Source organism: Nitrospirota bacterium (genome assembly GCA_004296885.1).
Taxonomy (GTDB): domain Bacteria; phylum Nitrospirota; class Nitrospiria; order Nitrospirales; family Nitrospiraceae; genus SYGV01.
Genome location: SCVN01000016.1, coordinates 366,673 through 379,503, shown reverse-complemented (window position 1 = coordinate 379,503; position 12,831 = coordinate 366,673). Strand labels below are relative to the sequence as shown.

Here is a 12,831-nt window from a genome sequence, read left to right as displayed (position 1 = left end):
TCGATGACCGGCTGGAGCGCCGTCAGCGCGAGGGCCTTATCGGCCACCGCCACCGCCGCGACCGTCCCGGCCGAGACCTTCAAGAACTGTCTGCGTGATAAAAACATCGAAAACACCTCCCTGCTAAAAAGGCCGACCGATGATAACTACCGCAACACCTTGCAACTCGTGTTTCTCCCACCCCCCTTCTCGTATCCCTGGTGTCATCCTGTTCGGACGAACGGACACGAAGGCCAGGGATAGACGAGCCTCTATCAGCAAGGTTGCTGCCAGCTTGAGTCTTTTATTCCAAACTTGGCAGCCAGTGCTCGTAAGCAATTGTTTTTAAATTAGAATGTGCTGTGATGCGGTGAAGGAAATCTTTAGCAAAAAGGCGGCGGAATGGCAGGAGCGAATATCAAACTATGCCTGACCAGCAATGACTTGATTTATTATGAAGTATTTTCAACTGCTTTACTTGTCGCATACGAAAATATTTAGCCAAAATTTTAGGCGTGATTTCTTCGATAGCCATCCGAAAACCATAAGCAGGATAATTTTCGAGTGAGTGCTTGTCACGAAAGAGAAACATCGACAAGCCGAGAGGGAGATTTCGGCGAACTGTCACCATGGCACGTCACCGCCGGGAAACGCAGAGAGCGATGTTGCCTTGTGGTCGCTCGGGCTAATGGGAGGCGTCGTGATCGAGGTAGCGCTTCATCAGGAGAGAGAAATGCTGTCGCGGGATGCCGCTGTCTTCGGCAGCTTTGGTGATGTTGCCATCGTGAATGGCCAATTTGGCCTTGAGATAGGAAACCGTAAACTCTTCGAGCACCCGTTTCTTCGCCTGCATATACGGCAGGACGGTGGTGGGCGGTTGCTGCGCATCCCCGACGGCTTTCTTGGCCGATGGGAGCAAGGCTTTGATCTCGGAAGAGGAGATCGCATCTTCCGTCGCCAACATCACCGCCCGCTCGATCACGTTTCGAAGCTCGCGGACGTTCCCGGGCCAGGAGTATGCCACCAATTCCGTCATGGCGGAGGCGTCCAGAACACATCGCGGCTTTACCATTTCCCGTCCGAATCGGGCGGTGAGGTGGCGGGCGATCACCGGAATGTCCTCGATCCGTTCTCGCAAGGGCGGCACGGGGATCGACAAGACGGCGAGGCGGTAATAGAGATCTTTGCGGAATTCTCCGTTGCGCACCTTCGCTTCCAGGTCCTGGTTGGTCGCGGCGATAAACCGCATGTCCACCCGTTTGACCCTCGTGCCACCTACCGGACGAACCTCGTTGTCCTCCAGAACCCGCAATAATTTGGCTTGCAACGGAAGCGGCAACTCTCCGATCTCGTCCAAGAACACCGTGCCTCCGTCGGCCAACTCGATCAAGCCCGGCTTGTCCGCCACCGCCCCCGTGAACGCGCCCCGCACGTGACCGAACAGCTCGCTCTCGACCATCCCTTCGGGAACGGTCGTGCAGTCGATGACCTGGCAGGGCTTGTCGCGCTCCCGGCTCTGCTCGTGAATGGCCCGCGCGATCAAGCCCTTGCCCGTCCCTGTTTCTCCGGTAATCAGCACAGTGGACCGCACCTGCGCGGCCTCGCGGATCTTGCCCGTAATGTGCTGAAACGCCTCGCTGGCCCCGACCAGCTCCCCGGCCTTGGGGCCTTGCCTGGCGCTGCGCTCATACGCGGCGTTCCGCCGAACGATTTCGGACAATCGAATCGCCCGATGGAGGCGCATGCCGAGATCTGACGGGTCCACCGGCTTGATGATGTAGTCGTAGGCGCCGCGCCGCATCGCATCCACCGCCGTGGAAATTCCACCCATTCTCGTCACAACCAGCACGGGCAGGTTTCGATCAAGATCCTGTATTTGGCTCACCAGATCCAACCCGTCGATCCCCGGCAAGACCATGTCGGTCACGACCACGTCCACGGACTGCTCGCTGAGCACCTGGAGCGCCCCTTCGGCGGTGGCGCGCACTTCCAGCTTCACCTCCCCTTCGATCGACTTCAGCTCCGCCTCCTCAATGGCGTGCAGCATCAACTCCGCATCGGTAGGATTATCCTCGACGACGAGGATGGTAAACGGAGCCCGTGCGGATCGTTTGGACGTGCCGGAAACCGCCATCAGATTCGCAGCCTCGTCATCGGGACATCTCCTCTTCGATCGGACCATCCCGCCCAGCGCCATCGGCCGTGTCGGCCTGGGAGCTCGGCAACGACAGCCGTTCAACGATCTGTGCGGAGGGCGGCTGCTCGTCCTCCCGGGTCAACTCCCCCAGCATCGGAAGCGTCAACGAGATGGTGCACCCTGGGCCCTCGTTCGGTTCGACCCAGATTCGCCCCCCATACATTTCCACGATGCGCCTGACAATCGTCAAGCCGATCCCGCTGCCTCCGGCGGCATCGGGGGTGAGCCGGACAAACGGTTCGAACACACGCTCCCGCTGATTCGCCGAAATGCCCGGCCCATTGTCGCTGATCCGGAACCGAACCTGTTCGCCCTCGCGTCGGCCTCCGATCGTGATGGCCGGCGCGGGACTCTTCGCCGAAAATTTGATCGCGTTGGAGATCAGGTTGTCGAACACCTGATGCACATAGGCCCGATGGCCCGCAACAAGTGGCAGCCCGCGCTCGACCTCCACGGCGATCCGCCTCTCTTCAATCTCCCCCGCCCTGGCCTTCAGCACCCCTTCGATCACCCAGACAGGATCCACCGCTTCGACCGCCGCGGCCCGTGATCCCACTCGCGCCACCGCCAAAATACCATCCACGCGCTGGGTCAAGTCCTTCCCGTTCTGCTCGATCATCCGTAACCACCGTGCGGCCCGCTCGTCCAGCCGCTCTCCGTATTCCGCCAACAACAGAGAGGCCATCCCCTCCATGCGCTCGCCCGGCGCCTTGAGGTCATGGGCCAGCATTTCGGCTTGCTGTTCGAGTCGCCGCAGCCGAATTTCCAAGCCCTTTTCTTTTTGATGCGCCGCCTCGTAGAGGCGGGCATTGGAAATCGCGACGGCGGCGGCGTCCGCGAATCCCCGCGCCAGACGGAAATTCCAGGTGTGTTCGGAAACTTTTTGCTCTTGCAGCAAGGCCAAGACCCCAAACGGGACCCCCTGTGAGAGCAAGGGCACGGCCAACATGCTCTCACCGATCAGGTTCCGCCTGACCACTTCAGGCCTGAGATCCAGACGCAGGTCCTCGCCGCAAGCAGGTTCTTTCGTTTCAAACGCCTTGACGGAGACCGGCAACTCCTCCCACAACAAGACAGACTTGTGCAGCCGGTCATGCCACTGTCCGGACGCGGCCTCGACGACCCAACAACCCATCCGCTCATCCCGGATGAGGACCAGGCAGACATCTGTCTGGAGCAGCTCGACCGCGTGATCGGTGATGCGGCGCAGCACCCCGTCCAAACCATCCGGCGCGAGGGTGCTAATGGCGCCGCCCACGGCAATAATGGCCTCCAGTTCACGGACCTGCTGCCTGATGCGCCCCGCCATGTCTTCGTACGCGCGGGCCAACTGGCCGATTTCGTCGAGCGACCCGATGGCGATCTTCTGTTGCTCCTGGCCCGAAGACGGTTCCCGGCCCAGGGCGGCCACGGACGTCTGGAGCGTCGCCAGGGGCCCGGTAATGGACTTGGCCAGCAGCTTGGCCCCGGCGAGACCGAGCCCCAACCCGCCGAACACCGCCAACAATAGGCCGGCGAACACCCGCTTGGCCAACGCTTCCCGTTCCTCGTCCAGCTCTTGAATCCGTTGATCCAGACGATCCTGGATGCGCCGAAAATCCTCCCGCAATCCGTCCGAAAGCGCGATGCCCTGCCCGGAACTCACATAGGCCAATACTTTGTCCGCTTGACCGGCATGAACCTGGCGGATCAGTACATGCTTGGACTCCAACAGACTCGCCAGCCGTTTTGCCGTATCACGGACATCCTGCGTCAACCCCGGGATACCAAGCACCAGCTCCGCCGCTTGGGCCGCAGCCGGTTCAAATTTCGGCTCAGCCTCCTCCAGTGGAATGAGGAAGGCCTCCTGCCTGGTCAGCAGAAACCCACGGAACGCGTCTTCAATGTCCACGGCGATGCGGCGCAGAATGAGGACTTGCTTGCGGGCGGTGGCCAGCTGCCGATGCTGGGACTGCTTCTCCAACAAATCATTGATGATCGATGCATGCCAGGCCAGGGCGGAGACGACCGGCACGAACACCACCAGCAGAATGACGAACACCTTCTGCTGGACTCGCAGGCGACGCCAGAACAGGTTGCTCAACTCGCGCATACAGGACGCCCCGGTTCAAAGCGAACAACAGCAAACAGAGGTCAATTAGCAGGCTGTTGAAAAACTATTTTGGACCCACTCGGACACCAATGGCTCGATGGTCGGGGACGACATGAGAATCCCCCGCAGGATGGTCAAAAAGGCCGTCCAGCGAGGCCGCAGCGAGCAAAGAGGCGACGCGTACTCCTGGCCGTACGTGGAGCCTCTGAGCGATGCGAGAACAAAGCTGGCGGACTTTTTCAACATCCTGTTAGTCGAACCGCCAACGATTGTCAAGGTTCCTCTGCCAACAGGTCGCGGGAGAGCAACCGACATTTCCCCCCTGCCTGCCATTGTGCGATAATACTACCATGCTCTTAAAGCGTTGGCTGGTCGGGCTCCCCCTCAAAACGGCACAGGCGGTTCACGAACGGCTCTCCAAGCGGCTGGCCCTGGCGGTATTTTCGTCCGACGCCCTGTCCTCCGTCGCCTACGCCACCGAAGAAATCCTGCTGGTCCTGGTCCTGGCCGGCACGGCCGCCGTCTCGGCCTCCATTCCGGTCAGCCTGGCCATCATCGGATTGCTCGCCATCCTGACCATGTCCTACCGGCAGATCATCTTCGAATATCCCAACGGGGGCGGCGCCTATATCGTCGCCAAATCCAACCTGGGGGATTGGGCCGGCCTGACGGCCGCCGCCGCGCTCATGATCGACTACGTGCTGACCGTCGCGGTCAGCGTGGCCGCCGGCATCGCGGCCCTCACCTCGGCCATCCCCGCGCTCTTTCCCCACCGCGAGGCGTTCTGCCTGCTGGCCATTATCCTGGTCGTGATGGTGAACCTTCGCGGAGTCCGCGAGTCCGGGAAGATCTTTGCCACCCCGACCTATGTCTTCATCGGCAGCATTCTCCTCATGTTGCTGGTCGGCGTGGCGCAGGTTGTGTTGGGGAAATCCCCCGGCAGCCTCGAAACCGGCGCGGCAGCCCCGACGGCGGTCGAGGGCCTGACGGTGTTTCTGCTGCTCCGCGCCTTCTCGTCCGGTTGTACCGCGCTGACCGGGGTGGAGGTCATTTCCAACGGCGTCTCCGCCTTCAAGCCGCCGGAGCCCAAGAACGCGGCTCTCACCATGATCGGCATGGCCGTCATCCTGGGCACTCTCTTCATCGGCATCAGCCTGCTGGCCTACCAGTATGGAGTCCTGCCGCGCGAGGATGAAACCGTGGTCTCCCAGATCGCGCGCCAGGTTTTCGGCGGCGGCCCGCTCTACTACCTGGTCCAGGCCTCGACCATGATGATCCTCATCCTGGCGGCCAACAGCAGCTTCGCGGGCTTCCCGCGCCTCGCCTCCCTGCTCGCCAAGGACAGTTACATGCCGCACCAGATGCAGATCATGGGCGACCGGCTGGTCTTCTCGAACGGGATCGTCATCCTGGGGCTCTTCTCCTGCCTCCTGATCATCCTGTTCAACGGAGACACGCACGCATTGATTCCTCTTTACGCCGTCGGCGTCTTCCTCTCCTTTACCTTCTCGCAGGCCGGCATGGTCAAGCGCTGGCTGGTGAAGGGAGGCCCGGGCTGGCGCCAGAAACTGATCGTGAACGGGATCGGCGCCGTCGCGACCGGCATCGCCACCCTGATCATCGCCAGCACGAAGTTCCTGCACGGGGCCTGGATCGTCATCGCCCTGCTGCCGCTGATCATCATGTGGTTCCGGGCCATCCACGCCCACTACATCGCGGTGGACGAACAGGTGGCGCTGGAGCGGGACCACCGGCCCCCGCCGCCCCGCCGCAACACCGTGATCATCCCGATCAGCGGGGTGAATCGCGCGGTCGTTCGGGCCGTGGACTATGCGCGCGGCCGGTCCGGAGACATCCGCGCCGTGATGGTCAACGTGGACAAGGAAGAAACCGCCCTGACCCAGATCAAATGGGCCCAATGGGGCTGCGGGGTCCCGCTGATCCTCCTGCATTCTCCCTACCGCTCGGTGATGCGATCGCTGCTGGAGTACATCGAGGACTTGCTCGACAAGGACCCGGACGGCTGGGTGACGGTGGTCATTCCCGAAATCCTGCCGGCCAAATGGTGGCAGAACATCCTGCACAACCAGCGGGCGCTCATGCTGAAGGCGGCGCTGCTGTTCAAAGAGCGGGTCATTCTCACCGACGTCCCGTTCCATTTGGAGCGATGATCGTGATGCGTCAGACGTGGGCGGGGTACTTCTGCCTTCTGCCTTCCATCTTCTGCCTTTTGCTCGCGACACAGCCTGCATATGCCTTCAAGATCGTGACACCGGCCGAGCAGGCGGTCCTGAAGGCGGGCCAGACCGTCACGGCGAAAGTGGACCTGGGCCACGATACCGGCGTCGTCAAGGTCCGGTACTATTGGTACGCCGAACAGAGCGAGACCCTGGTGGAGCAGGAGGAGGTCAAGGGAGAAGCGGGGGCCGGCAAGAACAAAATCGCCGATGAACGCTATTGGCAAAAAGACAGCACCGGCGGCGCCATCATCGCCCTCGCCTCGCTCGTCGCCACGGCACAGGACAGTCCCCCCTTCGGCGGCCCCCTCCGAATCCCATCGGACGCCATCGGCACCATGCGCTTGCTGGCCGTGGGCGAAATCTCCCGCGGTCGGCTGGGAACCCGCACCCTGTTCGATGAAATCCTCGTACAAGTCCAGCCCGAGGCCGAATTGGTCTCCATCGACTTCGAAACGGACAAGCCGCTCCAGCTCGGGCGGACCGGACAATCAGCCAGCTACGGACAGATCGACTCGCTCGGCAAGATCTTCGACCTGCCGGTCGTCGGCTTGTTCGCCGACGGAGTCACCAGACCAATCGCCCATCCCTCGGCCGGCACAGCCTATCAGTCGTCCAACAGCAAAGTAATCAAGGTCCTGCCAGGCGGGATGTTGCAAATCGTCGGGAAGGGCCTGGCCGCCATCACCGTGACCAACCGCGGCAAGCAGGCGACGCTGGACGTGAAGGTGGAAGTGAACGACGAGCCGAACGAACCGCCCATTGCGGACGCAGGCCCGAACAAGAGCGTGAAGGCCGGGACAAAAGTTGAGTTAAACGGATTGAACAGCCGCGATCCGGAAGGCGAAGCGCTGTTTTATTCCTGGAGCCAGGTGCGCGGGAGCAAGGTGCCGCTGCTGGACGTCAACATGCCCAGGGCCAGCTTCCTGGCTCCGCAAGTCTCCGAGAAACGACTGTACCGCTTCAGGCTGCGTGTCACAGACAAGAGCGGGGCGGATAGCCTGCCGGCGTTTGTCGATGTGATCGTCGAACCCTAGCACGGCTGCTGAAAATGGCCCCCAACTTCGTTCTCAGTCGTCCGTCTCCTTGTAACGTATCAAATCATACGCCTCAGTCGCCGGACTCCCTGCGGCCTTGTTGGTTGACCGTTTTGAGCAGCCGAAAGTCTGAAGGAAAGTCTCTTACGCCTGGCCCGCTGATTAAGAATACTGACCGAATCCCGGCCGCACTCTTAGAATTTAGCCTTCTTCCTCAAAACCGAGTATCTGATAGATTCGATGGCACGGCATCTGTTTGCGAGACCTAATTGAGCTTCCCTCTGCCTTAAATACTTCAGGAAGGTTGCTGAAATAGGCTCGATAAGGCACCTCGTCTCCTTTGATGGTGTCTCCAGCAATGGCCTTTTTTATATCTCCCTCAACGTGCAGTTGCGTTCCATCCTCAAATTCCTTGATAGTTGCAATCTGATCCTCCTTCGTCTCAAACCATCCTCCATTCGTGATATCAATGACTATCCAGCCCCGCTGCGCTTTCATAAAAATCAGGTGAGCATGATTTTTAGCTGCGACTGGTGGCTGAGCCCCTGCCCAACGAACCTCGTAGCCCATATACGCTGCCAGCAATGAGAAGACTTCAGCTTGTTGGTAAGACGATCCGTAGCCACGTTCTATTGTCGTAGCAATGTGCTCTTCCTTAGCTCCCTGCTTCAATACAACCTTCTTCCTTGTCCACTGCACTAACTTGACCATCTGCTGCTTCTGATCTGACTCCAGAGCTTCTGCCATCCATTGTTGATACTTGTCGTTGCGATCACAAAACTGAGTTACCTTTTCCCAGGGCCATAGAAAGTGCTCGGTTATCCCATCGCTGTCAGCGGTTTTAGTGGTGCAGCCAACCAATAGAGCGAAAAGGATTCCAGCGCAAGCAATTCGATTGCATGTCATTTGTCTTCTCGCTTATTCGTAAAGGTGGGCTCTCCTACGCTCCATTCTACATATGCGTCCGGGCAGTAAAGCCTGACTCATTTCCTCAGCTAAATCGCACATGATAGATGATCGCGGCACTGCCAGGAATCTGGCCAGGCGGCGGTATGAGGCGATCGGCCACCGGCCTTCTCTTACCGCCGTGGTTTGATCTGACTCTGCACCCACTTCGTTAACTGATCCTTGTTCATCTCTCCTGCTGCCACCTGCCTGGTCGTCGCTTCCAGTTTGTCCGGTGCCGGCAGATTTTTAACGCCATTGAGGTTCAGAAAGACGAGCGCGGACATCACCGCGGCACGCTTATTTCCATCCACAAAAGGATGATTTTGCGCGATGTGAAAGAGATAGGCCGCCGCCATCGCCGCAAGGTCCTCGTGCAGAAATTGGCCGCCGAATTGCTGGCGTGGCATGGCAACCGCCGCGTCCAATAGGCCGTGATCTCTGAGCCCGTGCGAACCGCCGTCGGTGTCGATGGTATCGGCGTGGAGTATCAGAACATCCTCCACATTCAAGAAGATAACGGGCTTCACGGTTTCAGTCTGCCAGTCGTTTCAGCATCGGCCCGTACCGTTTGCGGATATCCTTGATGATCTCCTTCATCCGCTCCGGGCCGATACCCACGTTGGCCGGAGTTACGACCAGCGCGTTCCCGTTGACAGTCACTTGCAGCGGAGTCTCTTCCGTGATGCCGAGCGCTTCCATGACGGGCTTTTCAATGACGAGCGCCACGCTGTTCCCATGCTTTTGCAGCTTCTTAATCATGCCCCACCTCCAGTCCTTACAATGTTAGTACATATCTATTCTGGTGTCTAGTGGGAAGATGGAAACTGGAGGGAAGAGGGATCAAGGGCTAAGCTTTGCGGTTACACATCTGGCAGGGCGCTCGAAAGGTCGCACTTTCAGAGGGAACATAATCAGAACCGTTTCAAGCTCGGCCAACGTGTCAGGACTCAGGACAGGGATCAGGAGCCCTTGCAAGAGGGCATTCACGATTTTGGCGGGTGGGCCAGAAGAGGAAATCAGACCGGAGACGATGATGTTGGTATCAACGATGACTCGCACGCTTCCGCCGGACCGCCGCTACTTCACGTGCCATCGCTGCGGCCGTCAGTTCCCCGGATGATCCCGCAGCCCGTCGCAGACGCTGCACCATGCGGGCTGCACGCCTCCGGGCCGCTCGGCGCTCCTCCGATTCAATGAACAGCACATTCCCCTGCCGTTGCACGGAAACTGGGCCGCCTATTCCCTTGAGCAGGGAGGACGGAATTAATAACCCCTCTTTGGTCTGTCGCAATTTATTCATCGATACCTGGCGGCAATGATTGTCTCAGTTTGGCACGGCTTGCGCGGAAGACTTCGGCTGCTGGTTTCGGCGTGAGAAGCCCATGGCGATAGGCCTGATACCGACGCTCCGCTTCTTCCAGCCATTCGGCCACGCCCTTTGCCATAAAAATGCCTCCCCGCAACCAGTGCGATAACTCCATGCCAGGCCTACTAGATTTGCAACCGCCACTCTGCCAGCCGCTTGAAAGCAGGTTTGAGATATTGCAATCCACACCGTTCAGGACGTTCAAAAAGGCCGCCCAGCGATGCGAGAACAAAGCTGGAGGCTTTTTTCAACGTCCTATGACTGGAAGCTCCCAACCGCCGCATCCTGCTGATCATACGTCGGAAAGATCGCCGAGAAGCCGGCGATATCGAATACTTCCCGGATATGGGCCTTCAATGACGAGAGCACGATGCGCCCGTTCAGCCCCTTGAGTTTTTTGGCCGCCATCAGGAGGACCCGCAAGCCGGCGCTGCTGATGTAGTCCAGGTTCATGAAGTCCAGGACGAAGCTCCGGTTGCCGGCCTCGATCAGGCCCACCAGCCGTTCTTCCAGCTTGCCGGCGGTGCCCGCGTCCAGCCGCCCTGTCAGCACCAGCAGCACCACCGATCCCTTTTTCTGCTCCGTAATCTCCATCAGCCGCCTCCCTCGCGTTCACGTGATTCTTGAGCCGGTCACACCGGCAGTTTCTTTTTCATCACCAACAGGTTTTTCCCCGCATGGCGCCGATACTCGACCCCGTCCATCAGCGTCCGCAAGAAGTGCACGCCCAGCCCGCCGATCGGCCGGTCCTCCAGCGACTGGGTCAGGTCCGGCTCCGGCGCGTCCAGCGGATTGAAGGGCTTGCCGTCGTCCTCCACTTCCGCCGCCACCTCTCCCGCCTGCAGGGAGAGGCGCAGCGTAATCTGGTGGTCGGCTTGGTCGTCGTAGGCATAGGAGATCACGTTGGTGACGACCTCGTCTATGCAAAGGGCCACCGCCTGCACCACTTTGCCCGGCAGGTTGTGGGTTTCCCCGAACGACTCCACCACCTCCCCCACCCGCTCCAGCTCGGAGAGACGGTTCTGCAGCCTGACCTCGAGTGTCCGGCTCATGCCCGGTTCGACTCCGTTGGTCCTTGCAGGTACCGCAACGCCAGCATCGTGATGTCGTCCGCCTGCGGCTCGCCGGCCGCGTAGCTCCGCACCTCCGCCACGGTGTCGCGCACGAGCTCCGTAGGCGACCCGTTCTGGATGCGCCGCAACAGCCGCTCCAGCCGCTCGACTGAGAACAGGTTGCCGGCCGCGTCCATCGCTTCGGTCACCCCGTCTGTGTAGAACAGCAAGCCGTCGCCGGCGCGCAACTGCACCCGCTTCACCGGATAGGCGCTGTCTTCCATCACCCCCAAGGCCATGCCGCCAGGATTCTCCAGCACCACGATGCCGCCCCGGCCGGACAAAAGGTACGGCAGGTTGTGGCCCGCGTTGCCGTATTCGAGGACACCGGTCCTGGTATCCAGGATGGCGTAGAAGACCGTCACGAACATGGACGCCTCGTTGTCGGGACAGAGGAGATTATTGACCTGCCGCAGACAGTCGCCTGGCGAGCCTCCCTGCATCGCGGTGGCCTTGAGCATGGTCCGGCTGACGGCCATGAAGATGGCCGCCGGCACGCCCTTGCCGGAGACGTCGGCGATGACCAGGCCGACTCGGTCCTGGTCCAGGAGGAAAAAGTCGTAGAAGTCTCCGCCCATCTCGCGCGCGGGGATGGATTCGGCGTAAAGGTCGAAATCGTCCCGATGCGGGAAGGCGGGAAAGGTCCGGGGCAGGATGGACTTCTGAATGTCGCTGGCGATCCGCAGCTCGCTGCCGATCCGTTCCTTCTCCTCCATCGTCCGCCGCAGCTCTTCCGTCCGCTCGACGACCCGCTGCTCCAGAAATTGATTGGCATCCCGCAGCTCGGCTTGCTGCGTCGCGATGACCGACTTCATCCGCTCGAACGCGCCCGTGATGTGCGCCACCTCGTCCCCCCCCTGCCCGTCGGGCTGGGTGGAGGGCGCCGGCGTACTCCCCACAAAATCGTCCATAGCCCCGGATAGACGGGCCAACGGCTGGGTCACGGTCCTGCGGCTGCCGAAGGCCACGATCGCCAAGACCAGCACGCACATGCCCGCCCCGCCGGCGAGGGTCAGGGCCAGATCCTGCTCGCCTTCCTTCACGTACTGATCCATGGGCATGACGATCTCCAGCCCGCCCATCACGTCGTTCAGCTTGAAATCGTGCCTGGGGCTCTGCGGATGGCCGTTGTGGCAGGTCACGCAGGACTGCGCCGAAGCCAGATCGGCGGTGAGCACCCGCATGACGGTGCGGCCTTCGAGGGTATCGGTGCGGATGAATTGTTCGGTCTGGTGCAGGGCCAGATAGGCAAAGGCATCCTGCTGAAACCGGTCCTTGAGCCCCTTGTCCTTGTTGATGGGCCAGGGGCTGATCAGATTGGCCGTAAATCCGTTGTGGAACGAGGCCGTGATCTCGGACGCTTCCCGTACGAACGTGGCCGGGAGCGGAAACCGCCCATGCACCTCCCGGTAGTCCGGGCCGAGCGTCCCGCCCAGGTCTTTGACGCGCGGCACCACAACCGAGGCGTAGTATTGCCGGTCGGCCATGATCTGATGCGCCAGACTCTTGGCCCGATGCGCCAGCCGCTCCTGCATCAGGGCCGCGTTCCGCATATGTTCCGTGTAGGCCGCCACCAGGGACAGGAGGGCGATCAGCGGGACGGTCAGGACGATCAGCTTGGTCCCGACGGTCCAGTCAAGTTTGGTCCAGATACGACCGAGGAAGGGACTCGAGCGGGAGGGCACGGGATGGCGGTCCGTCCGACTGTCAGTCCGATCCGCGCCCATCGGGTGGTCCTCCGGCTCGTCGGAGTCCTGTTCATCGGACGGGATGCGAGGCTGCAGGCCATCCCCCATCAGGAGAAGCGATTGTGACTGATCGGCAGCCACTTATACCAGCGCAGTCGAATGAAGTAAAGTCGGA

Annotated in this window: 12 protein-coding genes; 2 read left to right on the top strand and 10 right to left on the bottom strand. The window is 60.6% G+C overall.

Going from position 1 to position 12,831, the window contains the following annotated elements:
- From EPO61_10830 to EPO61_10820, 3 genes are all read right to left on the bottom strand, one after another.
- Positions 1-107, bottom strand: a 107-nt coding sequence (locus tag EPO61_10830) for a twin-arginine translocation signal domain-containing protein (protein ID TAJ08573.1), incomplete at its 3' end; no start/stop codon positions are given.
- 557 nt (positions 108-664) lie between these two features.
- Positions 665-2,176 carry a sigma-54-dependent Fis family transcriptional regulator gene (locus tag EPO61_10825; protein TAJ08572.1) on the bottom strand — a complete coding sequence of 504 codons (1,512 nt, stop codon included), beginning with the start codon at positions 2,174-2,176 and terminating at the stop codon, positions 665-667.
- Positions 2,130-4,268 carry a HAMP domain-containing protein gene (locus EPO61_10820; GenBank protein ID TAJ08571.1) on the bottom strand — a complete coding sequence of 713 codons (2,139 nt, stop codon included), beginning with the start codon at positions 4,266-4,268 and terminating at the stop codon, positions 2,130-2,132. The genes EPO61_10825 and EPO61_10820 overlap by 47 nt, the downstream gene beginning before the upstream one ends.
- A 350-nt stretch (positions 4,269-4,618) precedes the next feature.
- On the opposite strand from EPO61_10820, the gene EPO61_10815 reads away from it, so the two are divergent.
- Both EPO61_10815 and EPO61_10810 read left to right on the top strand, forming a co-directional pair.
- Entirely contained in the window at positions 4,619-6,439 is a 1,821-nt protein-coding gene (locus tag EPO61_10815; GenBank protein ID TAJ08570.1) for an APC family permease, read from the top strand.
- Between the two features lie 2 nt (positions 6,440-6,441).
- Positions 6,442-7,542, top strand: coding sequence for a hypothetical protein (locus EPO61_10810; GenBank protein TAJ08569.1), 1,101 nt, complete (start codon positions 6,442-6,444; stop codon positions 7,540-7,542).
- A gap of 201 nt (positions 7,543-7,743) precedes the next feature.
- On the opposite strand, the gene EPO61_10805 is transcribed toward EPO61_10810, so the two are convergent.
- The 7 genes from EPO61_10805 to EPO61_10775 all read right to left on the bottom strand — a co-directional run bounded on the left by EPO61_10805 (position 7,744) and on the right by EPO61_10775 (position 12,764).
- The gene (locus EPO61_10805) at positions 7,744-8,448 is read right to left on the bottom strand and encodes a hypothetical protein (GenBank protein ID TAJ08568.1); all 705 of its coding nucleotides are present in this window, start codon (positions 8,446-8,448) and stop codon (positions 7,744-7,746) included.
- A gap of 173 nt (positions 8,449-8,621) precedes the next feature.
- Complete coding sequence (locus tag EPO61_10800) at positions 8,622-9,017, bottom strand: type II toxin-antitoxin system death-on-curing family toxin (GenBank protein ID TAJ08567.1); 396 nt, start codon at positions 9,015-9,017, stop codon at positions 8,622-8,624.
- Positions 9,018-9,021: 4 nt separating this feature from the next.
- Positions 9,022-9,249 carry an AbrB/MazE/SpoVT family DNA-binding domain-containing protein gene (locus tag EPO61_10795; protein ID TAJ08566.1) on the bottom strand — a complete coding sequence of 76 codons (228 nt, stop codon included), beginning with the start codon at positions 9,247-9,249 and terminating at the stop codon, positions 9,022-9,024.
- A gap of 81 nt (positions 9,250-9,330) precedes the next feature.
- Positions 9,331-9,549, bottom strand: a complete 219-nt coding sequence (locus tag EPO61_10790) for a putative toxin-antitoxin system toxin component, PIN family (GenBank protein TAJ08565.1) — start codon at positions 9,547-9,549, stop codon at positions 9,331-9,333.
- Positions 9,550-10,111: 562 nt separating this feature from the next.
- On the bottom strand, positions 10,112-10,450 hold the full coding sequence (locus EPO61_10785; GenBank protein TAJ08564.1) for an anti-sigma factor antagonist: 339 nt from the start codon (positions 10,448-10,450) through the stop codon (positions 10,112-10,114).
- A 38-nt stretch (positions 10,451-10,488) separates the two neighbouring features.
- Entirely contained in the window at positions 10,489-10,908 is a 420-nt protein-coding gene (locus EPO61_10780; GenBank protein TAJ08563.1) for an ATP-binding protein, read from the bottom strand.
- A complete protein-coding gene (locus EPO61_10775) occupies positions 10,905-12,764 on the bottom strand; it encodes a DUF3365 domain-containing protein (GenBank protein ID TAJ08562.1) in 1,860 nt (619 codons plus the stop codon). Before EPO61_10775 ends, EPO61_10780 begins: the two co-directional genes overlap by 4 nt.
- Positions 12,765-12,831: the final 67 nt, after the last annotated feature.